Below are 23,991 nucleotides of genomic sequence, written 5' to 3'. Positions count from 1 at the left end.
CTAGGCATCGTCATCGAATGGTTCTATCGGCAGCGCGAATATATCAATCTCACTTTGCACCTCTGTTTGAGATGGATCAGGAAAAGAACTCTCAGCAGGTGATTGATTTTCAAAAGGTTCAGCCTTCTTAGCGAGTTTCTTCGTCGTATTGATACGAGCCATCTGACGTCTTGCTTGCTTCGTTTTCGTGACGGCCTGTTCAACACGATGACGCATCTTGAGAATGGTCTCAAAAATCACATCCTCATCAACATGCCGCAGTCCTTCCTCTCGAATGCGGCGCGTTGCTGCCCGTAACTCCCATACGCTAATCGCTGGGCGAGTAGGATCCCGATAAGGGACCATGTAATAGATCTCACTTTCAGGGTCGAAGAAATAGACTTTACTGATATCGCGTGGGTCACGACGGATAGTAAATGAACGAGCCTTCGTTTGATTTTCGGGGTCTTTTGAACCAATCCAAGGGTTCAACACCTCATGGTAGTAATTAATTTCATCTAACTGGATGCCATAACGCTGGACGCTGCGCGAATATAGAGGAAGGAAATCTAGTTTCAAACGCGTAGGGTCAGTCGGTATAGGAGGCATCCCTAAGCCCGGCTGCTTTGAGTCCCCTAATATACCGAGTTGCCACTTGCGCATTGGCGGCATATTTAATTCAGAATGCTTACGCTGGTGATAAACCCCAACGATGAATTCAACTAAGTGCTGTTCAAAATCACGAATGGTAAGCGCTGACTCTTTTTCTGAGTCATATCCTTTTCGCTGCTCTACATTCGAGAATGTTGTGCCAGGTAACGTGTGTATTTCATTTGCCGCAGTGCCCATATAACGCTCAATATGTCCGCCATAATGGGGACGCTTTACAGGACGTAAGTGCAGGTCGATACCATATTGCTCGCAAGCCCGCCTCAGCATTTTCCCCCGGAATTCTTTTGCGTTATCAGCATGCAGAACACGCATTTTCCCCCAGACTGGCCACTCTAGCCCCACCTCCAGGTTTGCAAGGTATTCGTGCTTAGGCAACATGGCATTGGACACACACAAACCTACTGAGACAGCACTTGGCTTTTCCATGCTAACCGCGATTCCCACCACCATTCGTGAAAAGACATCAATAGCCAGAGTTATCCACGGTCGGCCAAGCGCTAGGCGATGCTCTTCATCAACTAGAATAACGTCAGCAGGCGTATGATCTATTTGAACAACAGCAAGAGGGAAATCCGCATTTGGAAACTCTCCCCTGATAGGAGCAAAGGTGTCACGCGCCTTATCTCGTAACCCGCGGCGTCTCATCGTTTCACGGGTCGAAATCTGTTTAATGCGGTTACGAATGGTATTTGCGTGCGGAAGAGGTAAGCCAGCCTGTTTGCAATGCGCTTTCACAGTAACAATAACGTCACTGGGCTTGTAGCGTTGCCGACTCAAATATAAGTCATTGATCGCCCCTTCGATGATTGCCTCGACTTTCTTATCGAGCTTTTTCGTACCTGGCTTGCGGCCTCGCGGGGCTGGTATCAATGCTGAAATATGGCCAGCCTCGTGATAGTCCTTAACCCATTGGTATAAAGTGGCAACGTGAACACCGGCTTCTTCTGCTAACTGCTCTGCCTTTGCACGAGTACGAAATGGATCGTCAAGTAGAGGACGGATTGCTGCAAATCGCTGCTGAGCAACTTGCCAGTCTTCGTCATCGATCTCGGATAAATCCTTTCCTTCAGCAACACCACCTTCTTCAAGCTCTATATCCGTTACGGGACGAAGCTGATGCGCAGAGAGACGATGCACCTCTCCAGTGTCGGTATCTTTAGCAAGGAGGGTTGCTGTATCCAACAAGTGCGAAACTCTATAGGTACGGCCATTGGCTGTTATCACAGACCCAGTAGTTACCGATAGAAAAGCGGGCTCTGTAGCCATAAAAAACCTTCTCCGTTAGTAATCCATATGGGGCTGGACATGTTTAATGGGCGTATGAGGTCAGCATGAACCCGGCCTATAGCGATCATTTGCCATAAACAACTAAGCGCACACATACGCTTTTCCTCATTCGCATAAGCAGCTGTAAGTAAAATTTCAGGTGTTGTCTCACCGAGCACAGCAAGGGTTCTAGCCAAGTGAGTAGCGGTAGCCGAGTCCTCTGCCAAGTCCCTATAGGCCCTTAGAAATCGTGCATTGTTCAATAGGCCTGAACCTCTAATCTCTCGCTCAGTCACAATGCGAAAGCTCCAACCTTGCTGCTTGCAATAGCGTATAGCTGCCTGAAATTTAGGCTTCAAGATGTGCCAATTATCTCTCAAATCTTCTCGATACTTAACTTCATACAGAATTGGCGCTGCGTCATCCAAGTAAGTCACGAGCATATCGGGCGTGTACTGGCGCCTTTTTTGATCATCATCTAGATACTTGATAGTTAGCGGCTGCTCACAAACCCTAGCTACCAACGGATCAAAGTCGAGGATCATCAGGAAATCGCGCTCTAATGATGACTCAAAATTGCAAGTACCTCCTCGCAAGAAAGAAACCTGCCCAGTAAGGCTTCTTCGGTTAGTTCCAATAACTCTAACAGGCCGATTCATATCCAGTCGCCTATATATTTGTAGTTTTGACACCCAGTCGCTTATATTGGTGTCAATTAGTAGCGTATTTACTTGTCGAAAATAACGTAAGATATTGTTCTAGTATAGCACTAGTAGCTGTTTTTAATGGAATTCACAGGAGGCTCAAAACCCAAACCAGGGGAAATCTCGCTTGCTCACCACGGTGTGCTGTTTTTAGACGAGCTGCCGGAGTTTTCGCGCAACGTCTTAGAAGTGTTAAGGCAGCCACTGGAAACGGGGGAAATTCACCTCTCACGCGCCAGTCATGAACGCCGTTACCCAGCACAATTTCAGCTCGTTGCCGCTATGAACCCCTGCCCCTGTGGCCACTTGGGGGACCCGCGTCAGCGCTGCCAGTGCAGTGCTAGCCAGATTCAGCGCTATCAGGCACGGCTTTCTGGCCCACTGCTAGACCGCATTGACCTGCAAGTAGAAGTGCCCGCCCTGCCGCCCGAACAGCTCACCGCGCAAACCCAAGGCGAACCTTCCAGCGCCGTGCGCGAGCGGGTGATGGCCGCCAGAGAGCGCCAAATGGCACGAGGCGCACTCAACAGCCAGCTAAGCGGCAAAGCCTTAGAAGCCGCCTGCGCGCTGAACGATGAAGAGCGCGCCTGGTTGGCAGGCGTGCTGGAAAAGCTCAAGCTCTCTGCCCGTGCTTACCACCGCGTCTTACGGGTCGCGCTTACCCTGGCCGACCTACAAGGCGAACCCAAGCCTACCCAGCCGCACTTTATTGAGGCTATCGGCTACCGGCAGTTGGATAGGCTGTTGAAAGGTGCCTAGCGATGGTGATTGGCCATTACATCGACAAGCCGTTGGCATAAGGCGTCGAGCTTTCCACCCGTCGCTTCATCCTTGAGCGCGCCTGACTCGTTAAACGCACTGCCTGCCTTCGGCAATGATAGTGGCTGCGGCAGTACGGTCAAACTCAGATTGGCCAACAATTGCTGTCCAAGGGGCAATGCTCGAATACCGCCCAGCCCACCAGGGGATGCCGCTACCAGCGCAGCCCACTTACCGGCAAATAACTTGAGCCCCGGCGTATCCTGGTAGGGTCGTGACAGCCAGTCCAGTGTGTTTTTCAGCAGCGGTGTGATAAAGCCGTTGTACTCTGGCGAAGCGATCATCACTGCTTGGTGATCGGCCAGTATTTCGCGTAGCTTCAGTACATTATCAGGCATGCCCTGGGCTTCAATATCTTCATCGAACAGCGGGCAAGGGTAGTCTTTTAAATCGATAAAGGTAGCCTTTCCACCCAAGGCCTCAATGCGCTTGGCGGCAAGCTTCGCGAGCTGTTTGTTAAGCGAACCTTCACGGGCACTGCCCGCTAATACGAGAACTTTTGCTACTGATGATGCCATTACCATTTCCTCTTTATAAGAACGTGTTTGAAAGCCTCACCATTTAACATTTGTGTCTTTTGAGCAAGGCGTTTTTTGCTGATGAGCGGCTAGGCTCGATATGCAAGCTTGCCGCCATTAAAACGTCTGCACGCTGTCATTCAACTTTCACTATTACGGGTGAAAATTAGCAAAAGCTGAAACTGCTCTACTTTTTCTTCCTAAATAGTGAAACCGTGATGACTAAGCCGTTACTAGCGACCGCCCTATTCGCCTTTGTATTTACCAGTGCGGCGTACGCCCAGCAGGATTTTAGCGCCACATTGTCCGGCCATGCCCAGCTACCCGGCAGTAGCTTTGTAGCGGCGCCTTCCGGCGCCGCTGAGCACTACAACGTTTCAGGCCGTTTTACTGGCCCAGAGGGCCGTGCTGAGCAGTTGTATACCAACATGCAAGCCACCGGCTTAGCGCTACCTTTCCCCAGCCAGCCATTGCAGGGGTTTTCAGGTATTCGTTCGCTAGGCGATGACCGTTTTTTGGTATTAACCGATAACGGCTTTGGCTCCAAAGCCAACTCCTCTGACGTCATTCTGATGTTTAACATCATAAAGACTGACTGGGACACCGGGCGTGTCATCATCGAGGAGACCGTTCAACTATCGGACCCAAACCGCAAGGTGCCCTTCCCGATTATGAATGAAGCCACGCCTGGTCGCTTTTTAACCGGCGCTGATTTCGATATCGAATCGATACAGCCGGTGGGCGATAGCTACTGGATTGGCGATGAGTTCGGCCCCTGGATTATCCAGGTCGATAATCAGGGCGAAGTGCTGCAAGTGTTGGCCACAGACCCCGGCGGCACTCTGATGCGCTCACCTGACAATGCTTTTACCCTCACCCCGAACCCTGGCGCGTCTCTCGCTGATGAGGTGGTGGTGTTTCGCTCCGGCGGTTATGAAGGCATGGCGCTCTCCGAAGACCAAACAACGCTCTATCCCTTGCTGGAAAAACCGATCTGGGACAGCAACGCCAATGCCCCGGAAACCATTGATGGCACTCCCGTATTAAGAATGTTCGAGCTCGATACTGAAACCGGAGAATGGGGCGACACAACCCGCTACTACCCCTTGGAGTCAGCGGATCATGCGATTGGCGATTTCAATCTCATTGGCGGAACACGCGGCCTGATTATCGAGCGTGATAGCCGCCAGGGTGACCCGCGAGAAGCGTGGGCAGACAATCCCGCTGAGTTCAAACGCATCTATCTTATCGACCTCGACCGTACAGACGAGCAGGGAGTGCTTGAGAAAATCGCCTATATAGACCTGATGAACATCCAGGATCCAGATGGCATCGCACCCCGCGGCACGATCAACGGCACCTTTAACTTTCCCTTTGTGACCATTGAGAACGTCGATCGCGTCGATGAGAGCACCATCGTGGTCGCCAATGACAACAACTACCCTTTCTCGATTGGCCGCCAGCAAGGACGCGCTGATGATAATGAGCTGATACTGCTCGATGTGGAGGACTTTCTGAACGCTCAGTAACGAAACTCAGTAACGAAACTCAGTAGCGAAAATAGGCCTGAGGCAGGGCGCGCGCAAGCGCCCTAGCCTCAGCTTGTCCCTCCCCGCGCTTTAAACATTTACGTTATTGAACGCCCTCAACAACGTTATCTACGAAACCATCCAGAGCTTCAAACAACACTTCACGAATGGGATCGGCCTCATTGACCAAATGGTGTCGTGCTTCTGGATGGCGGTGGACCTCGGCATTGGGAAACTTCTCCTCCAACACCGCCAAATTCCACTCCCAATCGACGGTAAGATCTTGCTCACCCTGTAAAATAAGCGTCGGCAGTGGGTTAGGTTCTAACGCTAGCAAACGCGGCATCCAACGTCGCATCGCGGTTATCCAGGCGACGCTTAAGCGTTCCGGTTGCAGCGGGTCTTGGTCACGTAGGAACGCCGTAAACTGCTCATCGGTGGAGTTGGGGCGATACTTACGTGGTAGCTCCTTTAGAAAAGGGCTGGCAATCAGGTGCAGCCAGCTAGACTGGCTCCAGCGCCAGGGGCGTACCAATGGCGCTAGCAGCACAATACCGGCCCAGCCTGCCGTTTCACGACGAGTGAGCGCGTCGGTCGCCAAGATGGCCGCCCCCGTACTCTGCCCAACACCTAGCCACGGCGTAGGGGCCATGCCCTGGCATTGTAATGTTGCCTGTAAATGCGCAAGGCAGTGCTGATAGTCGTCAAAATCGTCAATGTCGGCGCGTGGTCCGCTGGAAAGGCCGTGACCAGGAAGATCCCACAACACCACTCGCCACCCTTTGGCCAGCAGGCAGCCGAGCAAATGGCGGTAAAGGCCTAAATGGTCAAAGTAACCATGAATCACAAACGCAGTGCCCGTGGGCACAGGCGGGCTCCATACTTGGCACCACAGAGCAAAGCGTCCAGTATCAATAAATCCCGCGTGCACTTCGCTGGTATCGTTTAGTAGCGTTTCTAAACCGTAGTGGCGAAAATAGTCATGCACAGCGTCCGTTAGCGTGTCGCCCGGCCTAAGCTGGGAGAGCGATGACTCGCCTGCTGCTTGTCTAAACAAGCCTTCCAGGTGTTGGAAATTATGCATTAACGTCTCTCCGTGAACGCCACCTATCCATTGGCTGAATGATAGCGGAGACCACTACCGCTCTCATCATTTGGTCGATCATTTTGCTGCTTTACGGCATAGACTGTTTACATGCTCTCGCAGTTGTGGAAGTATTTTCCACAAATATACATTTACCCTGACCGTGGCACGATAATATCCCACGGGCACCTTTACAGGAGAACCCCATGAGCGAGCGTATCACGCGTCACCGTTTACAGGTGTCAGCAGACCTGGACCGTTTCATCAATGAGCAGGCTTTACCGGGCACTGGTGTCGACGAAAGCACCTTTTGGGCTGGCGTTGACGCCCTGTTCCATGATTTGACACCGAAAAATCGCCAGCTGCTTGAAGAGCGCGACACGCTCCAAGAAAAACTGGATGTCTGGCACCGTGAAAATCCGGGCCCGGTTAGCGATATGCCGGCTTACCGCAGCTTCTTGAAAGAAGCTGGCTATCTGGTGGATGCACCCAGTAGCGTTAAAACCACCACGGCCAATGTAGATCGTGAAGTGGCTGTTCAAGCAGGCCCGCAGCTGGTGGTACCGGTGAGCAATGCCCGCTATGCACTGAACGCCGCTAATGCCCGCTGGGGTAGTTTGTACGATGCCCTATACGGTACCGATGCGATTTCAGAAGAAGATGGCGCTGAAAAAGGCACCAGTTTCAACCCGAAACGTGGCCAAAAAGTTATCGCTTATGCCCGTGGTGTGCTTGATCGTGCTGCCCCACTGGCCACCGGCTCTCACCGCGATGCGGTGAAATACGCTATTCGTGATGGCCACTTGGTCGTTAGTCTGGAAGGCGGTCGTGAAACCGGCCTAAAAGATTCCGGCAAGCTGATCGGCTTTAACGGCGATGCATCCGCGCCGGAAGCAATCCTGCTTACTAACAACGGCCTGCACCTGGAAATCCAGATCGACGACAGCCACCCGATCGGTAAAACCGACCCCGCTCACGTGAAAGACGTGGTGGTGGAAGCGGCGCTGACCGCTATTATGGATTGTGAAGACTCCGTTGCTGCTGTCGACTCTGAAGATAAAGTCGGTGTTTACAGCAACTGGCTTGGCCTGATGAAGGGCGACCTGGAAGAGAGCATCGACAAAGGCGGCAAAACCTTCAAGCGGACGCTGCACGCCGATCGTACTTGGCAAACCACTGATGGCAGCACCGTTACACTGCCGGGTCGTTCGCTGATGTTCGTGCGTAACGTTGGCCATCTGATGACCACGCCTGCCGTCCTGGACGAAAATGGCAACGAACTGCCGGAAGGTATTCTGGACGCGGTAGTGACCTCGCTGCTGTCACTGCACGATCTGAAGAAAGACGCCGATCAGCCGCGTAACTCCCGCGCTGGCTCAGTGTATATCGTGAAGCCGAAAATGCACGGGCCGAAAGAAGTGGCGTTCGCCAACGAACTGTTTGGTCGCGTTGAAGACATCCTGGGCATGAGTCGTGACACCCTGAAAATGGGCATCATGGATGAAGAGCGCCGCACCACTGTCAACTTGAAGGCGTGTATTGCTGAAGCGGCTTCTCGCGTGGTGTTTATCAACACCGGTTTCCTTGACCGCACCGGTGACGAAATGCACACCGCCATGGAAGCAGGCCCGATGGTTCGCAAAGGCGATATGAAGAGCGCTGCGTGGATCACCGCCTACGAGAAGAACAACGTGCAGGTAGGCTTAGCCTGTGGCCTGCGTGGTCGTGCTCAAATCGGTAAAGGCATGTGGGCAATGCCGGATCTGATGCATAGCATGCTAGAGCAAAAAATTGGTCACCCGAAAGCGGGTGCTAACACGGCATGGGTGCCTTCTCCAACGGCGGCTACGCTACATGCGCTTCACTACCACCAAGTCAACGTAGCGGACGTACAGCGCGAACTGGAAGCCCAAGGCGAACCCGACTTTTTAGATGACCTGCTCACCGTGCCAGTAGCCGAAAATGCCAACTGGTCGGATGAGGAGATTCAACAAGAGTTGGATAACAACTGTCAGGGCATTCTGGGCTACGTGGTGCGCTGGGTTGAACATGGCGTGGGCTGCTCAAAAGTGCCGGACATTCATAACGTTGGCCTAATGGAAGACCGCGCTACGCTGCGTATTTCCAGCCAACATATCGCCAACTGGCTGCACCACGGCATTGTCGATGCGCCGCGAGTGGAAGAAACGCTGAAGCGTATGGCGAAAGTGGTTGATCAGCAGAACGCTGGCGACCCCACCTACACGGCCATGAGCGCCGACTTCGAAGGCTCAACCGCCTTTAAAGCAGCCTCTGACTTGGTGTTCAAAGGCCGCGTACAGCCTTCTGGTTACACCGAACCGCTACTTCACGCGTGGCGTCAGGTACATAAGGCGAAGTAAACGCGCTTTGCGGTATCATCAGCCTCGAGGCGCATGCCTCGGGGCTTTTTTATAAAGGACAATAATAATGACCGTAATGACTGCCGAGCAGATTGAGCACTTTTTAGATGAGGTGTTTCCCCAGCGGATGGGCAGAATTGAAAGCGTTGGAGCGATGAGTGCCACCCTGCGACTAACCATCGGTGAGCAACACCTTCGCCCTGGCCCCAGGGTATCTGGTCCGACCATGATGGGCTTTGCCGATGTGGCGTTGTATGTGGCCATTTTGGCGCAAATAGGCCCCGAAGCCATGGCGGTAACCAGTGACTTGAACTGCCATTTCTTACGCGCCGCTTCCGGCGAGCACGATATTGTTGCTCACGCCAAACTCATCAAGTTAGGCCGCCGTTTAGCGGTAGGCGAAGTGCAGATTTTTTCTGCCAGCGATGACACTAAACCGGTTGCGCATATTACCGCTAGCTACGCGCTGCCAGACAGCCCAACTGGCTAACCACCGCGCTAACGGCTGAGCAGCGCAGTGACGGCTAAGCCTAACCAGCCTGCCATCAGCAGCAAACCACCGATGGGCGTTACAATACCAACGCTAAGCCCTACTAGGGCCATTAGGTAAAGCGAGCCCGAAAATGCGGTGATACCCAACGCCCATAGCGCTAGCACGATGCGCTGCCCTGGCTGAGGGCACTGGCTGCGCCAAGCCAGTACCGCTAACATGGCCAACGTATGCCACGCTTGGTAACGCACGCCAGTTTCAACGATGTCGACCATGGCAGCAGTGGTACGCGATGCCAACCCGTGAGCCGCATAGGCCCCGAGTATCACCATTAATGCTCCTGAGAGTGCGACTAGGCACCACCAGGGTTTGTCTGCTCGCTGCATGCGTTACTCCTGTTTATAAATACTCGTTATAAATACTTGAGATAAGTACTCGACATACGCACTCGATATTTCACTGAGATGATTAACGTTGTCACATACCTTGAGCGGTGCGAAACCGCTACAATAGACAATGTTTTGCCTCACCGAATGGGACACTTACCGTTATGCCTACTCCTAATGAGTCGATACAACTGACGCTCAATGGCGAATCGCATACGCTGGCAGCTGGCCTAAGCGCCGCTGATCTAATTGAGCAATTAGGCCTGACCGGGCGCCGTATCGCTGTGGAAATTAACGAACAGATCGTGCCCAAAAGCCAGCTTGCTCAAACGCATTTAGCCAATGGCGACCAGATAGAAGTCGTTCACGCCATCGGCGGCGGCTAGCGTAGCCCATCACCGTTTTTGCTTTCAAAAGGAACCGCTATGACGCCACTGATTGATACACCGTTTACCGTTGCTGGACGCGAGTTCAGCTCCCGCCTGCTGGTGGGTACTGGCAAATACAAAGACTTTACCGAGACCGGCGCGGCCATTGCCCAAAGCGGCGCGGAAATTGTCACCTTTGCTGTGCGCCGCACCAACTTAGGCCAGGATGCCGACGCGCCTAACCTGCTCGATGTCGTTTCCCCCCAGCGCTACACCTTGTTGCCCAACACCGCGGGCTGCTACAACGCCAAAGACGCTGTGCGCACCTGCCGCTTGGCGCGTGAGCTGCTAGACGGCCATAACCTGGTCAAGCTGGAAGTGCTCGGCGACGATCACACCCTCTATCCCAATGTGGTCGAGACGCTAAAAGCCGCTGAGACACTGCTGGCTGATGGCTTTGACGTCATGGTGTACACCAGTGATGACCCCATTGTGGCACGTGAACTAGAAGCCATGGGTTGCTGCGCCATCATGCCGCTAGGTTCGCTGATTGGCTCGGGGCATGGCATTCAAAACCCGCATAATGTACGCCTGATTGTTGAGCAAAGCAGTGTACCCGTGCTGGTCGATGCGGGCATCGGCACCGCTTCTGACGCCGCCATGGCAATGGAGCTAGGGTGTGACGGTGTGCTACTCAACACCGCGATCGCTCACGCCCGCGACCCGCTGCGTATGGCTAACGCCATGAAGCTGGCCGTAGAAGCTGGCCGCGATGCCTTCTTAGCAGGCCGTATGCCACGCCGCCAGAGCGCCGATCCCTCTTCGCCTTTTGCAGGCCGAATTAACGGCTGATACAGAGACACCATGACCGATACGAACGACACCACGCCTGAAAGCAACACTGCTGGCGCTGAGAGCAACACCACAGGCCCTGAAAATGCTGATGCCCCGCTACACCGGCGGGGGATTAAGAGCTACGTGATTCGCGCAGGGCGCATGACCCCAGCGCAAAGCCGCGGTTTAGAAGACGTTTGGCCACGCTTAGGACTGACGATTGCCGATGGGCGTCAAGATTTGGATACCCTGTTTGGCCGCCAAGCACCGCGCGTGGTGGAAATTGGCTTTGGTATGGGCAACTCACTCATCGAGCAAGCCGAACGCCACCCAGATACCGACTTTATCGGTATCGAGGTTCACGCGCCGGGTGTGGGCAAGCTGCTGGATGAGGTAGATAAACGCGGCCTAACTAACCTGCGCGTTTACCGCGAAGATGCCTTAGCGGTGCTGGAGCAGTGTCTGCCTGAAGACTCATTAACCACGCTACAGCTCTTTTTCCCCGATCCATGGCCGAAAAAGAAGCACCACAAGCGGCGTATTGTGCAACCTGCGTTTGTTGAGCTGATTCGTACGCGCTTAAAACCTGGCGGCACCTTCCACCTGGCGACCGACTGGGAAGCCTATGCCGAGTGGATGGCTGAGGTTATGGACGCCGCACCCGGCTATACGAATACCGCCAGCGCCGACACAGCGCCCTACGTTCCACGCCCAGACTTTCGCCCGCTAACTAAGTTTGAAGCCCGCGGCGAGAAACTTGGCCACGGCGTATGGGATTTAATTTACCGCCGTGACGTTTAAACACAGCGACTAAAGATAGCTCAGCGTCGTTTACGTTCGCTTATCGTAGACGACGCGATGCAGCGTACCGCTACCACTTTCAAAGGCATCAATATTCGCCAGCGTGGTTTCGGCAATATTGGTCAGCGCCTCGGTAGTGAAGAAAGCCTGATGACCGGTAATCAGCACATTGTGAAAGGTCGTCAGGCGCATGAACTGATCATCATCGATCACTTTGTGCGATAGATCCTCGAAGAACAGCTGCTCCTCCTCTTCGTAAACATCTAGCCCTAAGCGGCCAATTTTGCCGCTTTTCAAACCAGCGATCACCGCTTGAGTATCGACCACTCGCCCACGTCCGGTATTAATCAGCATCACACCCTGCTTCATTTGCGCGATGGCATCGACGTTAACCAGGTGATCAGTATCGGGTGTTAACGGGCAGTGCAGCGAAATAATATCTGCTTGAGCATAAAGCGACGCCAGCGGCACATACTCCACAAACGGCTCGGCATTCGGGTTTGGAAAAGGATCGCTGGCAACTACTCGGCAGCCAAAGCCATGCATGATGTTGGCAAAGATCAAGCCAATCTGCCCAGTGCCAATCACACCCACGGTTTTGCCATGCAGATCGAACCCCAGCAGTCCGTCTAGGGCAAAGTTGCCCTCGCGCACTCGGTTGTAAGCGCGATAGGTCATGCGGTTCAGGCTTAACACTAAGGCCGCCGCGTGCTCTGCTACGGCATGAGGCGAATAAGCGGGCACCCGCACCACGGTAATTCCCAACCGTTCGGCCGCCGCCAAGTCAACATGGTTAAAGCCCGCCGAGCGCAGTGCGACCAATCGTATGCCGCTCGTGTGTAGCTGCTCTAAAACGTCCGCATACAGATGGTCATTTACAAAAGCGCATACAACTTCAAACCCTTTCGCGAGAGGCGCCGTATCGACGGTCAAGCGCGCATCAAAAAAGCTTAATTCGTGTCGATTCGAGGCATTAGCACGAGTAAGGAAGGTTTCGTCATAAGGCTTAGCGCTAAAAACGGCAACGCGCATGGCATGTCTCCTGGCTCTGGATAGATGATCAGCATAGGCAATTCGCCTATTGTCTGCCCAAACGTCACAAGAGGTATTCACCGAGATCAAAGAAAGATGCCGCTATAAAAAAAGAAAGCCGCTCCAGGGGAGCGGCAAAAGACCGTGACTAGCAAGGAAAGAGGAACCATGACAGGAAACTGGCGCTGATCTTTGAAATAGCGTCGTGGTTGCCAATGTTTCAGCAAACACGAGCACTAGAAAAAAAGAAAGCCGCTCCAAGGGAGCGGCAAAAGACCGTGACTAGCAAGGAAAGAGGAACCATGACAGGAAACTGGCGCTGATCTTTGAAATAGCGTCGTGGTTGCCAATGTTTCAGCAAACACGGGCACTAGAAAAAAAGAAAGCCGCTCCAAGGGAGCGGCAAAAGACCGTGACTAGCAATGAGAGGGAGAAACCATGACAGGAAACTGGCGGTTTCTGTCGTGGCTGCCAACGTCTCATTAAACGCTGACAATCACAATATAATCATTCTCATTTACCGCGTCAACCTAAATGCGAATACTTTTTATTTATTTTTAAGACAGTTTTTTTACACTACCCCACCAGCTGCAACCAAACGGGCAACGTCAGCATCGCTAACAGCGTCTGGCCGGTAATAATTGCCGCCATAAGCTCTGCATCACCTCCCAACTGCCGAGCAAGAATGTAAGCAGATGTGGCGGTTGGCAGCGCTGCAAACAGCAGCGCCACATCACGGCTGATAGGATCCAGCCCCACCAGCCACGCGAATAGCAGCACCACCGCAGGCATTAACAGCAGCTTGATGCTATTCGTCGCTATCACGCCACGATCAAGCCGTAGCAGTGCTGCGGGGCGCAGCGCCACGCCCACGGCAATGAGCCCTAACGGCAGCGCCGCACCTCCCAATAACCCTACGGTATCCTCGCTCCAACCGGGCAAGCCAACCCCCGAAAGATTGAGTCCGATACCTGCCAGGCAGGACAAAATCAGCGGATTTTTAGCCAGTGCGAGGGCACTTTGGCCAAGGCTTCCACTGCCTAGCGTCCCTGCCGCGACAAAGCTTGCGACGCACATTACGTTCACCACCGGTACCATGAGTGCCACCGCCACAGCGGCGGTAGTCGCCCCCATGCTGCCATGCAGTGCCGCAGCGCCCGCGACACCCACGTAGGTGTTAAAACGCACGGCGCCTTGGAACACCGACGTGAACGCCGCAGGAGTTAAGCCAAGGTAACCACGACAGCGCCATAGCAACAGGCCCAAAACCCCCATCGTGCCGAGCAATACCAGCGCTATACGCCCAACCGGTACTTGGCTGACATCAGCAGTGGCCAGCGTACCTATCAGCATGGCTGGAAATAGCACAAAGTAGATCAGACGCTCCATTTGCGGCCAGAACGTAGCACTTGGCCAACGGCCATAGCCAATGGCAGCGCCCAGTAAAATCAATAAAAACAGTGGCCCAAGTGCGCCAGTAATGCTCTCCATTGTTATTCCTTGTTAACTGCGACATCCCAGCACAGCGACATCCGTGCGATTACTGTTACCATGAAACTAACTTCCATCTTACGGCCTGCGTAGTGACCATTCTGCCATGAAGAACTTGCCTAAACCTGGCTACTTTACGGGTTTTCCAGCGCTGAAAGTGCTTATCCTCATCACGGGCATCTCACTGGCCGCCTGCACGTGGTACGTGTTTGCCAACTGGCTGCGCGATGATGGTGATATTGCCTGGTTTACACCAGATGCCAACTGCAACCTACACACCAGTACGTGCTCGGCAGTACTGGGCGATAAAGGCCGCCTAACACTCACCGTTGATGCCGATGGCCGTATCAATGCGCTGGATATTCTGCCACTGGATGTAGAAGTCGAGGGCCTCAACCCAAGCCATGTTTCGGTCGACTTTATCGGGCGTGATATGGATATGGGCTTACACCGTTTTGGGTTAACCGCCTCTGCGCCCGGTCACTTTCATGGCCAAGGGCAAGTCGGTATCTGCACGCAAGACGTGATGCCCTGGCGAGCACGGGTTATCCTGGAAACACCAGAAGGCAAGCTGGGCAGTTGGTTCGACTTTGACGTGATTAGGAGTTAGTACGTATGGCCGCTAAACCAAACAATCGTAAAGCACTCTGGCTGGGACTAGTGCTAATACTTGTCTTGCTGACCATTTCGGCTATCGGCCTTTACCAGTTTGCTTTCCAGCCAGACAGCGATGACGTGACGGGGGGACCAATAGAAATGCCCTCTACTCAAGGTGATTTCTCTCTCGCCCAGCTAGATGAAGACGACATTGCGATTGTTTCATTTGGCTACACCTACTGCCCAGATGTTTGCCCAATGAATCAGGCTGTTAAACGTCAGGCATTGGCCCAGCTAAGCGATGCACAGCGCGAACGCGTGGTGCCGATAATGATAACGGTTGACCCTGAACGCGATACGCTGCCGCGCATGGAAGAGTATATGCAGTTCTTTGGTGATACGTTTATCGGCTTGGTGGGTAGTCAAGAGCAGCTTGCAGATGTAGCGGCACGCTATGGCGTGATTTGGCGGCGAGTGGAGGCGCCCGATTCAGCCATGGCCTACACCATTGACCATAGCGCCTCGCTTTTCTTGGTTAACCGCAACGGTGAGATTTTACAGAGAGTGCTCTACTCCCCAGCACCGCACGGCTTAGTGTCAGCGCTGGAGAATGAGTTAGGTAGCTAGCCGAAATACACGACGAAGTATCTGGATTTAGGATGTACTTGGAATTAAGGCGTGCTTTGTAGGTGTTCAAGCATCGCCATTAGCGCTCTGGCTTGAGTGCCATCACGCGTGTCATGCAGCGGGTTGAGCTGCCAAGTACTTTCGGCAAAGCCCCACCAATCCCAGCACCCCTGAGGATTAGCCATACTGCTTTCCGCCTGCGGGTATAGCACCACTTGACCATGGTCTGCTGCCCAACGGTTCAAACCACTGTGGCGTACAAACGTATCGCCAATGGCATCAACACTCATTTGACAACCATGCAAGGCGATTGTGACAGGACACCCTCCCGCCTCACACGCCTCCGGAATAAACAGATACCCCACATCGGCCAAGCCTTTAACCGCGAACTCCGACTGATCAAAGGCAATCACTTCGCCCTCGCTAGCATTAGCCTCACGCTCAGGGTAAAGCCATGAGAACATATCGCCAGCCACGTCCTCATCACAGGCAAGCACATGGCTACCACCGCCCTGGCGACAGTCGCCAAGTGCCTGGGGGCTAGCGTTGGTTTGCTTCGGCAGTTTGATGGGCCAGCCATGGCCTGTGTGCTCACTGCGCACGAAACGCAGCTGTTCTGAAGATGCCAGCCAGCGCTGCCACTGTTCTGCTAACAAACTGCCCAGCTCTGGAGAAACCGTGTCATCTTCATCACCGTGCCATACATAGGCACGCAGCTGGCTTAATGCGTCGCGCTCACCCACCTGCTCAAGCGACTCGTAACGCTCGCGCCGACGGTCCAGCTCATCCAAGGAAGGCAACCCACGGCGGATGCTCATGCACTGGTTAAGCGCCAAACTGAGCGCGCCCTGGGCACAGCTCCAAGGGCCCGCCGCTAATACACCTACACCACTAAAGCGCTCAGGCCAAGCAACCGCCAACTGTGCGGCCATGTAACCGCCAGAAGAGACACCTACCACGCTCGCGTGATCGCTCGCTGCGCTTAGTGCAGGTAAATCACCAGGCACGGTATCTGCTTCAGCGTGAACAGCCGTGCTGCCCAGCAGTAACAGCGCACCCAAAAAACAGGATGTAGAAGCGGCGGGACGTATCATTTACTCGACGCCTAACAGTTCAACACGGAACGTCAGCATTTCATTTGGGCCAATAGGGCCTTGGCCGCCTTCACCATAAGCCAGCTCAGCAGGGATATATAGCATCCAGCTGTCGCCAACGCTCATCAGTTGAAGCGCTTCCTGCCAACCTTCAATGACTTGATTTACCTGGAAACTCACCGGCTGACCACGCTCAAAGGAACTGTCGAATACGGTGCCGTCCAGCAGCATGCCTTCATAGTTCACTTCAACGGTGTCTTCAGCGCCAGGCGTTGCGCCGTCACCAGACTCAAGCACTTCATACTGCAAGCCAGACTCAGTCACTTCAACTTCTTCACGCTCAGCGTTTTCCGCTAGGTAAGCTTGACCTTCCTCTAGATTAAGCTGGGCAATTTCAGCGGCTTCTTGCTCGCGCTCTGCCATAGAACGCTCTTGGAAAGCGACCAGCGCCTCCATCATTTCTTCCTCGCTTAACGCCAACTCGTTGCCATCAAAGACATCGCGCATGCCGTCCGTAAATGTATCTAGATCGAGGTCTTCAATATCAGCCTGCATGCTCTCGCCTAGAGTGACGCCTAAGCTATAAGCAAGGCGCTGTTCATCGGTTTCAGGCGCCGCTGCCGCGAACGGAGCAACCAGTAACAAACTCGCCAAAGCGGTGGAAGAAAACAATGCTTTCATGTAAAAAACCTTATCCAACGGCGCAACGCGCCAAATGTTTGAGTAGCTCAAAGACTAACACCCGCCATCTCAGGCTGCATTACCTGAGATGGCGGGTGTTAGTAAGACCGCTATTAAGTTCAGTAGTTTGGTGTCTTAAACGACCAATGTGGGACAGTGTGCCGCACCCGCCACGCGCTGGGAGACACTACCCAACAGCAGGTTTTTCTCGCCATTGGTTCCTTGAGCACCGATCACGATTAAATCGCACTCCCTCTTTCGGGCAAAGCGCACGATAGTTCGCGAGGGGCGGCCACCTTTCACAAACGCCCTTACTCGCGCACTGTCTGCGCCCATCTCTATGGCGTAGGCTTTAGCGTGTACAGCAATTTCCGTGGCGTACTCTTTTAGCGCATCATCAGGCAGATCCAGCTTATTCGGCCGCACCATAGAAAGCGATGCCTCCAATAAACTATGGTGCTTAAATACGCACAGCAAATAAAGCTCGGCACCGGTGAGCATATGCAGGCCAACCGCTTTCTCCAGTGCGTTAATCGCCCCTTTCGAGCCATCTACGGGAATTAAAATGCGATTAAACATCCGCGTTCTCCTTGTGACTGCTTAGCGGAAGGCAATATCACGCAAGAACAGCGCAATTTGCGGAAACATGATCAGCAGCGCCGCCGCTAAAATCAGCATAAAGATAAAGGGCGGTGTGCCTTTGATGACTTCCCAGTAAGGCCGCTTAAAGATCGCAATCGCGGTAAATATATCGCAGCCAAAGGGTGGGGTCGCCGAACCTATGGCTACCTGCAGCGTAATCAAAATACCTACCAGAACAGGATCCAGACCGGTCGCCGCAATCGCCGGAGCAAAAATTGGCGTAAGCACCAGAATGACCACAATCGGGTCAACAAACATGCAAGCGACAAAGAAAGAGATACAGATTGCAATCAGTACGCCTGTCGGCCCAGCTTCATTGACGCCTACCGCTTCCAAAATCATTTGTGGAATCTGCGCGAATGAAATTATCCAGGAGAACCCATTACCAACAGCGACCAATATGAACACCACTGCGGTAATTAAGCCGGTGGATTTAGCAATCGCATAAATATCGTTCATTTTGAGCGAACGGAATACCACAAACTCAAGCAATACGGCATATAGCACACAGGCCGCAGCGGCTTCTGTCGGGCTAAAAATACCTCCGTAGATACCGCCAACGATAATGACTGGAAAGCCTAGCGGCCACAGTGCTTTCTGCACGGCTACGGCACGCTCTTTCCAGCTAGCGCGGGGTTCGGTAGGCACGCCTTTTACCACAGCATAAACGATGCAATAAACTGAGAACATAAACAGGATCAGAAGCCCTGGCCCAATACCCGCAATAAACAGCTCGCCAATGGATGTTCCTGAAATAACCCCGTAGATGATCATGCCAATACTTGGGGGTATCAAAAAGGCAATATCACTCGCGTTGATAATCAGTGCCAGTGTAAACGGGTCGGAATAGCCCGCTTTCAGCATCTTGGGTCGCAGCGGTGAGCCCACCGCGACTACGGTTGCCTGGGTAGAACCAGAAACTGCGCCAAACAGCGTACAGGAGGCCGCCGTACTGACCGCAAGGCCGCCTTTGATATGACCGATAAAGGACATCACCATATCAATTAAGCGATTGGCCGACTGGCCACGCGTCATAATATCTGCCGCTAATATAAACATCGGCACCGCAATCAACGAAGCAGGCCGGATACCCGCCATCATCTGTTGAATCAGCGTATCCATTTGGCCGAAGCCGTTAAACATCATATAAAAGCCGATCACCGCTGCCGTGATCAGCGGGATCATCATAGGAAAGCCCAGCAGCAGCAGGGCAATCATGGTGACTACCATTATCGTCGTCATAGCGTTCCCCTAGAGTGCAAGCCCTGCTTTACACTTCTGTTTCGGTGTCTTTGTAACCATCAACTACCCCTGTCGAGAGATATACATCCCGAGAGGTAAGGTTTTTAATTGCCGTTAACAGGTACTGAATGCCCGTAATGAGAAAACCTACTGGTACCCAGATATAAATGATCCAAATAGGTAGCCCGAGTGACGGCAGCACGCGACCTTTGCTTTGAAGGTCGAGGATGTACACCACGGAGTAGTACAGCAGGAAGAACATGACGAGGGAGGTAAAGAACGAAATACCTATCATCAATGCCTTACGCCCCCCGACAGGCAAGGCATCGTAGATGGCTGACATACGAATATGACGACCGTGTCGAGCAGCGTAGCCGATACCCGCAAAGGTAATCATAATGATCAAAATACGGTTTAATTCCCCTGAAAACATAATGCTATTGCCAAATACAAAGCGGGCAATAACATTAGTGACCGTATTCAGCGCCATTAGCAAAACCCCCATCGCCAGTATGACTGACTCGATTTTGCTAATTGCAGTGTCGATCACGCCTAGTATGCCGGGCAAACCAGAGCTGTAATTCTTTTCGGATTCTTCTTCGGTCATGGCCGATCTCCTCTTATGCAGCGTGGCAGCTAACGATTAAAAACCTAGTGCCTCTTCTTTCACTGACCACCGAACGGAGCGTGTCCAGCCTTACTCATTTTGTAGCGTAACGGTTAATAACTCTTTCCGCTTCAACGCTGGATGTACGTAAATTTTTCTGTGTTTTACGCAAGGTTACGCGCTTTTTTTTGCTAGGTGGCTGTCAGCACCGGGTGTGCATATAAAAATAAAAAAGGGGCAGCGCTGGCTGCCCCCTAGGTGATTTACCGTTCAAAATGAGTGCACTAAACGGTAAATTACTCGTTAGTTACAGCTTCGAGATCAGCTTTAAACTGCTCCAGCAGCTCAGCACCTTTATCACCCGTCATTTCTAAGAAGGCTTCTTCAACTTGTGGAGCGCGGTCACGGAAAGCCTGGATTTGTTCTTCATCCAAACGAGTCACAGTGACTTCATCCGAAGCTTCTTGGATTTTAGCTAATGCCTCTTCGGCTAGCCCTTTAATGTGCTCGATTGTGTGATCATAGGCAGCATCAGACGCTTCCTGAACTAGCTCTTTGTCTTCATCGGACAAGCCTTCATAGAAGTCTTGGTTAGCCATCATGGCGGTAGTGAACCAGCCATGGCCTGTGAAGGTAAGGTGCGGTGATACTTCATATAAACCGCCAGACTCGATCCAGAAAATCGGATTTTCTTGACCATCGATAATGCCGGTTTGCAGACCACCATATACTTCGCCCCACGGTAGCGGCGTCGGTGTTGCACCAAAGGCATCATAAGTTTCTGAAAGCAATGGATTCGTCATGGTACGAATTTTCTTGTTATTCATATCTTCCGGCGAGCTGATCGGCTCGTCGGTGGTAATGACCATTTCACCTTCAGGGTACATCTTCAATAGCTCAAGGCCTTGCTCAGCGTAGAGCTCTGGGAACACCTCGTTGATGGCCTTACTCTCATCGAAGAAAGTCAGGACGGTTTCTTCATCTGTTGGTAGCAGGTAAGGGATAAAGAAGATTTGCGCTTCTGGGATCAGAGAACCCGTGAAACCAGGCGACTGGTTTACAAACTGAAGAATGCCGTTTTGGGTCTGCTCCATGATGTCATCAGATTCACCTAATTCACCAAAACGATAAACCTGAACGCTGTGATCGGAATTCTCTTCGATATATTCTTTGAATGCGTAAGCGAACACATCTTGGACATCGCCTTCGTACTCTTCGTGGGCGTAACGCCAGTTATCTGCTTGAGCGGCTGCGCTGAGACCAAATAGTAGTGCACCAACGCTCGCCGTCGTCATTAACTTAGTCGTTACTGAACGAGTCGAAATTAACTTGCTTGCCTTCATGCAGAGTTCCCCTAGCAGTGGTAAGCGCGCTATGCGAGTGCGCCAATATTTAATTTTTGTATAATGCGTGTCGCTCTTAAACGCTCTGTTAGTTGCCAGTGACTTTAGAGTAACTATTTATAAAACCATCATTCATAAATCCTATCTTTTTGAATCCGTTTAGAAACAGTTACACAAGCAATAACAACCTTAAAACACGCGTTATTCAAAAATAGCTTAATTTCAGGCTAGCGCGGTCGCTCGTAGCGGTCAAGCCGTGTCGCAAGTATAGCAATCGCCTCTCTGACGTTCTCGCGCTCGGGTGACACAACTACTTGATCAAACGCAAGGCCATCAGAAAACAGCTTACTTTGCAGCCATTGTGCAACATCTTGCTTACTTATAGTGCAGTTTGTTAACCGCTGGTTAAGTTCAGACGTTTGCAATATCCAGTGCTGCCAGCGTTGAAGGTTCTCACGCTCAGCTTGAAGTTCGGCCTGCTGAAGTGTCTTTCGCAACTGGGCAATGCCCTCACTTTCTGCTGCTTGGGGCTTAAGATCACGACGCAACTGCCGCAAAACAGCGGTGACCGACTGCTGCCAACACTCCCGCACTTTGCGCTCCATTGACAGCGCACCAGGCGTTACCTGAAGACCGTAGTGGTAGAGCCAGCTATGCACTAGCAGCTCACACACATCCACCCCTGCTCTATCTTGCAGAACAAGGCATGCTTGCTCGACTCCGGGCTGGGCATAAAATGTCAGTGCAAAATCCCATAGTGGAGCCTGCTGTAAGCGCTGGAATCGGTTAGAATCGAACATTGATTTACCCACTTTTTCGGGAGAATGCATGATCGCACTGCGCCAAGTCGCCCTGCAACGGGGTACACAAACGCTACTCGATAACGCTGACCTTACGCTCCACAGCGGTATAAAGGCAGGCATTATCGGGGCAAACGGCGCCGGTAAGTCGAGCTTATTCAAACTTCTGCTAGGCGAGCTCGGCCCCGACCAGGGCGACGTTGAGATGAGCGGCGGTCAGCGGATAGCCCACATGGCCCAGGAAGTTGAAGCGCTAGATCGTCCCATTGTGGAGTACGTGCTGGATGGCGATTATGCGCTGCGACAAGCGGAGGCTGATCTACTCGCCGCGCGCGAAGCAGACGATGCGCATCAGGAAGCCGAGTTGCATGGGCTTATCGAAACCCTGGATGGCTACACGGCAGAATCGCGGGCATCGCAGCTGCTGGTAGGGCTCGGATTTGTGCAAACGGATCTTAAGCGGCCTTTGTCAGATTTCTCCGGTGGCTGGCGTATGCGGGTGAACCTAGCCCGCACGCTGTTTATGCCTTCCGACTTACTACTGCTTGATGAGCCGACCAACCACCTGGATCTCGATGCCCTGCTTTGGCTAGAGCAGTGGCTAACCCGCTACCCAGGCACGTTACTGCTGATTTCTCATGACCGCGACTTTCTGGATGCCGTGTGTGATCACATTGTGCATATGCATCACCAAACACTCGAGCTTTACCGCGGCAACTACTCTCGCTTTGAGCGCACGCGGGCTGAAAAACTCGCTCTGCAGCAAGCAGAAGCAGCCAAACAGCAGGCTCGCCGCGAAGAAATTGAGCGTTTTATAGCGCGTTTTCGCGCCCAGGCAACCAAAGCAAAGCAGGCGCAAAGTCGTGTGAAAATGCTGGAGCGTATGGGGGATATCGCTGTTGCTCATACAGATTCGCCTTTTCACTTCACGCTGCCTGCCGCAGATAAGACCTCACATCCGCTGCTTGTGCTTGACCAAGCGACCCTTGGCTATCGCAGCGAAGCAGGTGATGTCGCGCAGTTAGAGAAGGTCAACATTACGTTATTACCCGGTAGCCGCATCGGTCTGTTAGGCCCCAACGGCGCGGGCAAATCGACATTGATCAAATCACTGACCGGTGAACTGGCGCTGCTAGAGGGCAAGCGCGTGCCAGGCGAGCATTTAGCCATTGGCTATTTTGCCCAACACCAGTTGGAAAGCTTGGACGTGACGACGACGCCGTTTGTACATGTGCAACGGCTCTCTCCCACGGCGAGTGACCAGGAAATTCGCAATTTCCTAGGTGGTTTTGGCTTTAAGGGCGATGACGCCTTTGGTGAAGTCGGCACTTACTCCGGCGGTGAAAAAGCGCGCTTGGCACTCGCGTTGGTCGCTTGGCAGAAACCCAACCTGCTGCTGCTCGATGAGCCAACCAACCACTTGGACTTAGAAATGCGCGAGGCGCTCACCGAGGCGCTGGCAAGTTTTGAGGGCACGGTCATTCTGGTGTCTCACGACCGGCATTTATTGCGTGCCACGGTTGATGAATTCTGGCGGGTAGCAGACCATCGTGTTGAACCCTTTGATGGCGATCTCGATGACTATCGGGCATGGCTAAAGGCGCGCTTGGAAGAGGGCAGACGCGATGCGCGTAGCGAAAAAAGCGAACGCCAAAGTCAGCAGCCTAGCGGTGACCGAAAAGCCGCTCGCAAGGCAGCAGCAGAACTACGCGAGAAGCTGCGACCACTGAAAAAAGCGCGCGATCAAGCTGAAAAAACTATGGAGAAAACTCAGCAGGCGCTTGAAGAAGTAGAAACTGTTTTGGCTGACCCGACGCTTTATACCGACAGCGCTCGTAAAGCAGAACTGACCGAAGCACTTGCCCAACAGGCGAAAATCAAAAGCCGCTTGGACACCGCCGAACAGCAGTGGCTCGCCGCCGAGGAAGCGCTGGAAACAATGGAAGCAGAGCTATTGGCCAGCGAAGACGCCTAGCCCTACGCTAGCTAATCCTCGCTGCTTTG

The 23,991-nt window shown here is 52.9% G+C and carries 23 protein-coding genes and 1 pseudogene; 10 read left to right on the top strand and 14 right to left on the bottom strand.

The window, feature by feature from the left end; all coding sequences use genetic code 11:
* Both CEK60_RS18695 and CEK60_RS23055 read right to left on the bottom strand, forming a co-directional pair.
* Nucleotides 1-1,836, bottom strand: a complete 1,836-nt coding sequence (locus CEK60_RS18695; RefSeq protein ID WP_198361386.1) for a Mu transposase C-terminal domain-containing protein — start codon at nt 1,834-1,836, stop codon at nt 1-3.
* A gap of 50 nt (nt 1,837-1,886) precedes the next feature.
* Nucleotides 1,887-2,462, bottom strand: coding sequence for a TnsA endonuclease N-terminal domain-containing protein (locus CEK60_RS23055; RefSeq protein ID WP_089040976.1), 576 nt, complete (start codon nt 2,460-2,462; stop codon nt 1,887-1,889).
* A 252-nt stretch (nt 2,463-2,714) separates the two neighbouring features.
* Here CEK60_RS23055 and CEK60_RS18685 point away from each other — a divergent pair.
* A pseudogene (locus CEK60_RS18685) lies at nt 2,715-3,380 on the top strand (ATP-binding protein); the annotation flags it as partial.
* Here the strand turns inward: CEK60_RS18685 and CEK60_RS18680 are convergent.
* Nucleotides 3,377-3,958: an NADPH-dependent FMN reductase gene (locus CEK60_RS18680; protein WP_193059364.1), complete on the bottom strand. Its 582-nt coding sequence runs from the start codon at nt 3,956-3,958 to the stop codon at nt 3,377-3,379. The pseudogene CEK60_RS18685 and the gene CEK60_RS18680 sit on opposite strands and share 4 nt — an antisense overlap.
* A 218-nt stretch (nt 3,959-4,176) precedes the next feature.
* On the opposite strand from CEK60_RS18680, the gene CEK60_RS18675 reads away from it, so the two are divergent.
* Complete coding sequence (locus CEK60_RS18675) at nt 4,177-5,487, top strand: esterase-like activity of phytase family protein (protein ID WP_232471401.1); 1,311 nt, start codon at nt 4,177-4,179, stop codon at nt 5,485-5,487.
* A gap of 103 nt (nt 5,488-5,590) precedes the next feature.
* Here CEK60_RS18675 and CEK60_RS18670 read toward each other — a convergent pair whose 3' ends face one another.
* The gene (locus tag CEK60_RS18670; protein ID WP_089040270.1) at nt 5,591-6,571 is read right to left on the bottom strand and encodes an alpha/beta hydrolase; all 981 of its coding nucleotides are present in this window, start codon (nt 6,569-6,571) and stop codon (nt 5,591-5,593) included.
* A 206-nt stretch (nt 6,572-6,777) separates the two neighbouring features.
* Between CEK60_RS18670 and CEK60_RS18665 the strand changes: the two genes are divergently transcribed.
* Both CEK60_RS18665 and CEK60_RS18660 read left to right on the top strand, forming a co-directional pair.
* Nucleotides 6,778-8,952 (top strand): malate synthase G, encoded by a 2,175-nt coding sequence (locus CEK60_RS18665; protein ID WP_089040269.1) that lies wholly within the window; start codon nt 6,778-6,780, stop codon nt 8,950-8,952.
* Between the two features lie 67 nt (nt 8,953-9,019).
* Nucleotides 9,020-9,442, top strand: a complete 423-nt coding sequence (locus tag CEK60_RS18660; protein ID WP_038479517.1) for a PaaI family thioesterase — start codon at nt 9,020-9,022, stop codon at nt 9,440-9,442.
* Between the two features lie 8 nt (nt 9,443-9,450).
* Here the strand turns inward: CEK60_RS18660 and CEK60_RS18655 are convergent, their stop codons facing one another.
* Nucleotides 9,451-9,828: a DUF423 domain-containing protein gene (locus CEK60_RS18655; protein ID WP_083007660.1), complete on the bottom strand. Its 378-nt coding sequence runs from the start codon at nt 9,826-9,828 to the stop codon at nt 9,451-9,453.
* Between the two features lie 164 nt (nt 9,829-9,992).
* Between CEK60_RS18655 and thiS the strand changes: the two genes are divergently transcribed.
* From thiS to trmB, 3 genes are read left to right on the top strand one after another with little or no spacing between them, the layout of a single operon-like run.
* Nucleotides 9,993-10,214: a sulfur carrier protein ThiS gene (gene thiS / locus CEK60_RS18650; RefSeq protein ID WP_009723207.1), complete on the top strand. Its 222-nt coding sequence runs from the start codon at nt 9,993-9,995 to the stop codon at nt 10,212-10,214.
* 39 nt (nt 10,215-10,253) lie between these two features.
* Nucleotides 10,254-11,048 carry a thiazole synthase gene (locus CEK60_RS18645; RefSeq protein ID WP_089040268.1) on the top strand — a complete coding sequence of 265 codons (795 nt, stop codon included), beginning with the start codon at nt 10,254-10,256 and terminating at the stop codon, nt 11,046-11,048.
* A 12-nt stretch (nt 11,049-11,060) separates the two neighbouring features.
* Nucleotides 11,061-11,831 carry a tRNA (guanosine(46)-N7)-methyltransferase TrmB gene (trmB, locus tag CEK60_RS18640; protein WP_089040267.1) on the top strand — a complete coding sequence of 257 codons (771 nt, stop codon included), beginning with the start codon at nt 11,061-11,063 and terminating at the stop codon, nt 11,829-11,831.
* 30 nt (nt 11,832-11,861) lie between these two features.
* On the opposite strand, the gene CEK60_RS18635 is transcribed toward trmB, so the two are convergent.
* Together CEK60_RS18635 and CEK60_RS18630 are read right to left on the bottom strand one after the other, a co-directional pair.
* Nucleotides 11,862-12,863 carry a 2-hydroxyacid dehydrogenase gene (locus CEK60_RS18635; protein WP_089040266.1) on the bottom strand — a complete coding sequence of 334 codons (1,002 nt, stop codon included), beginning with the start codon at nt 12,861-12,863 and terminating at the stop codon, nt 11,862-11,864.
* 576 nt (nt 12,864-13,439) lie between these two features.
* Nucleotides 13,440-14,354 (bottom strand): AEC family transporter, encoded by a 915-nt coding sequence (locus tag CEK60_RS18630; protein WP_089040265.1) that lies wholly within the window; start codon nt 14,352-14,354, stop codon nt 13,440-13,442.
* 106 nt (nt 14,355-14,460) lie between these two features.
* On the opposite strand from CEK60_RS18630, the gene CEK60_RS18625 reads away from it, so the two are divergent.
* Both CEK60_RS18625 and CEK60_RS18620 read left to right on the top strand, forming a co-directional pair.
* Nucleotides 14,461-14,964 carry a hypothetical protein gene (locus CEK60_RS18625; RefSeq protein ID WP_089040264.1) on the top strand — a complete coding sequence of 168 codons (504 nt, stop codon included), beginning with the start codon at nt 14,461-14,463 and terminating at the stop codon, nt 14,962-14,964.
* A 5-nt stretch (nt 14,965-14,969) separates the two neighbouring features.
* The gene (locus CEK60_RS18620) at nt 14,970-15,578 is read left to right on the top strand and encodes an SCO family protein (RefSeq protein ID WP_089040263.1); all 609 of its coding nucleotides are present in this window, start codon (nt 14,970-14,972) and stop codon (nt 15,576-15,578) included.
* Between the two features lie 44 nt (nt 15,579-15,622).
* Here the strand turns inward: CEK60_RS18620 and CEK60_RS18615 are convergent, their stop codons facing one another.
* From CEK60_RS18615 to CEK60_RS18585, 7 genes are all read right to left on the bottom strand, one after another.
* Nucleotides 15,623-16,672, bottom strand: a complete 1,050-nt coding sequence (locus CEK60_RS18615; protein ID WP_089040262.1) for a PHB depolymerase family esterase — start codon at nt 16,670-16,672, stop codon at nt 15,623-15,625.
* Nucleotides 16,673-17,353, bottom strand: a complete 681-nt coding sequence (locus CEK60_RS18610) for an FKBP-type peptidyl-prolyl cis-trans isomerase (RefSeq protein WP_089040261.1) — start codon at nt 17,351-17,353, stop codon at nt 16,673-16,675.
* Between the two features lie 135 nt (nt 17,354-17,488).
* Nucleotides 17,489-17,932, bottom strand: coding sequence for a universal stress protein (locus CEK60_RS18605; RefSeq protein WP_089040260.1), 444 nt, complete (start codon nt 17,930-17,932; stop codon nt 17,489-17,491).
* 21 nt (nt 17,933-17,953) lie between these two features.
* Nucleotides 17,954-19,237 (bottom strand): TRAP transporter large permease, encoded by a 1,284-nt coding sequence (locus tag CEK60_RS18600; protein ID WP_089040259.1) that lies wholly within the window; start codon nt 19,235-19,237, stop codon nt 17,954-17,956.
* Between the two features lie 28 nt (nt 19,238-19,265).
* On the bottom strand, nt 19,266-19,844 hold the full coding sequence (locus tag CEK60_RS18595; protein WP_089040258.1) for a TRAP transporter small permease: 579 nt from the start codon (nt 19,842-19,844) through the stop codon (nt 19,266-19,268).
* A 296-nt stretch (nt 19,845-20,140) separates the two neighbouring features.
* The gene (locus CEK60_RS18590) at nt 20,141-21,187 is read right to left on the bottom strand and encodes a TRAP transporter substrate-binding protein (protein WP_089040257.1); all 1,047 of its coding nucleotides are present in this window, start codon (nt 21,185-21,187) and stop codon (nt 20,141-20,143) included.
* 227 nt (nt 21,188-21,414) lie between these two features.
* Nucleotides 21,415-22,017 (bottom strand): TIGR02444 family protein, encoded by a 603-nt coding sequence (locus CEK60_RS18585; RefSeq protein WP_232471400.1) that lies wholly within the window; start codon nt 22,015-22,017, stop codon nt 21,415-21,417.
* Here CEK60_RS18585 and CEK60_RS18580 point away from each other — a divergent pair.
* On the top strand, nt 22,016-23,962 hold the full coding sequence (locus tag CEK60_RS18580; RefSeq protein WP_089040255.1) for an ATP-binding cassette domain-containing protein: 1,947 nt from the start codon (nt 22,016-22,018) through the stop codon (nt 23,960-23,962). The genes CEK60_RS18585 and CEK60_RS18580 overlap by 2 nt on opposite strands.
* The last annotated feature ends 29 nt before the right edge of the window (nt 23,963-23,991 follow it).

Origin of the sequence: Halomonas sp. N3-2A (assembly GCF_002216165.1) — a bacterium.
GTDB lineage: Bacteria > Pseudomonadota > Gammaproteobacteria > Pseudomonadales > Halomonadaceae > Vreelandella.
This window is presented reverse-complemented; position numbering and strand designations above follow the sequence as displayed.

Bases quoted from the DNA above. Each gene is read 5' to 3' on its own strand.
- CEK60_RS18620 (WP_089040263.1), top strand. From the start codon at position 14,970: ATGGCCGCTAAACCAAACAATCGTAAAGCACTCTGGCTGGGACTAGTG.
- CEK60_RS18670 (WP_089040270.1), bottom strand. From the start codon at position 6,571: ATGCATAATTTCCAACACCTGGAAGGCTTGTTTAGACAAGCAGCAGGC.
- CEK60_RS18665 (WP_089040269.1), top strand. From the start codon at position 6,778: ATGAGCGAGCGTATCACGCGTCACCGTTTACAGGTGTCAGCAGACCTG.
- CEK60_RS18635 (WP_089040266.1), bottom strand. From the start codon at position 12,863: ATGCGCGTTGCCGTTTTTAGCGCTAAGCCTTATGACGAAACCTTCCTT.
- CEK60_RS18585 (WP_232471400.1), bottom strand. From the start codon at position 22,017: ATGCATTCTCCCGAAAAAGTGGGTAAATCAATGTTCGATTCTAACCGA.
- CEK60_RS18615 (WP_089040262.1), bottom strand. From the start codon at position 16,672: ATGATACGTCCCGCCGCTTCTACATCCTGTTTTTTGGGTGCGCTGTTA.
- CEK60_RS18595 (WP_089040258.1), bottom strand. From the start codon at position 19,844: ATGACCGAAGAAGAATCCGAAAAGAATTACAGCTCTGGTTTGCCCGGC.
- CEK60_RS18680 (WP_193059364.1), bottom strand. From the start codon at position 3,958: ATGGCATCATCAGTAGCAAAAGTTCTCGTATTAGCGGGCAGTGCCCGT.
- CEK60_RS18630 (WP_089040265.1), bottom strand. From the start codon at position 14,354: ATGGAGAGCATTACTGGCGCACTTGGGCCACTGTTTTTATTGATTTTA.
- CEK60_RS18610 (WP_089040261.1), bottom strand. From the start codon at position 17,353: ATGAAAGCATTGTTTTCTTCCACCGCTTTGGCGAGTTTGTTACTGGTT.
- CEK60_RS18625 (WP_089040264.1), top strand. From the start codon at position 14,461: ATGAAGAACTTGCCTAAACCTGGCTACTTTACGGGTTTTCCAGCGCTG.
- CEK60_RS18660 (WP_038479517.1), top strand. From the start codon at position 9,020: ATGACCGTAATGACTGCCGAGCAGATTGAGCACTTTTTAGATGAGGTG.
- CEK60_RS18600 (WP_089040259.1), bottom strand. From the start codon at position 19,237: ATGACGACGATAATGGTAGTCACCATGATTGCCCTGCTGCTGCTGGGC.
- CEK60_RS18590 (WP_089040257.1), bottom strand. From the start codon at position 21,187: ATGAAGGCAAGCAAGTTAATTTCGACTCGTTCAGTAACGACTAAGTTA.
- CEK60_RS18675 (WP_232471401.1), top strand. From the start codon at position 4,177: ATGACTAAGCCGTTACTAGCGACCGCCCTATTCGCCTTTGTATTTACC.
- trmB (WP_089040267.1), top strand. From the start codon at position 11,061: ATGACCGATACGAACGACACCACGCCTGAAAGCAACACTGCTGGCGCT.
- CEK60_RS18655 (WP_083007660.1), bottom strand. From the start codon at position 9,828: ATGCAGCGAGCAGACAAACCCTGGTGGTGCCTAGTCGCACTCTCAGGA.
- CEK60_RS18580 (WP_089040255.1), top strand. From the start codon at position 22,016: ATGATCGCACTGCGCCAAGTCGCCCTGCAACGGGGTACACAAACGCTA.
- CEK60_RS23055 (WP_089040976.1), bottom strand. From the start codon at position 2,462: ATGATCCTCGACTTTGATCCGTTGGTAGCTAGGGTTTGTGAGCAGCCG.
- thiS (WP_009723207.1), top strand. From the start codon at position 9,993: ATGCCTACTCCTAATGAGTCGATACAACTGACGCTCAATGGCGAATCG.
- CEK60_RS18605 (WP_089040260.1), bottom strand. From the start codon at position 17,932: ATGTTTAATCGCATTTTAATTCCCGTAGATGGCTCGAAAGGGGCGATT.
- CEK60_RS18645 (WP_089040268.1), top strand. From the start codon at position 10,254: ATGACGCCACTGATTGATACACCGTTTACCGTTGCTGGACGCGAGTTC.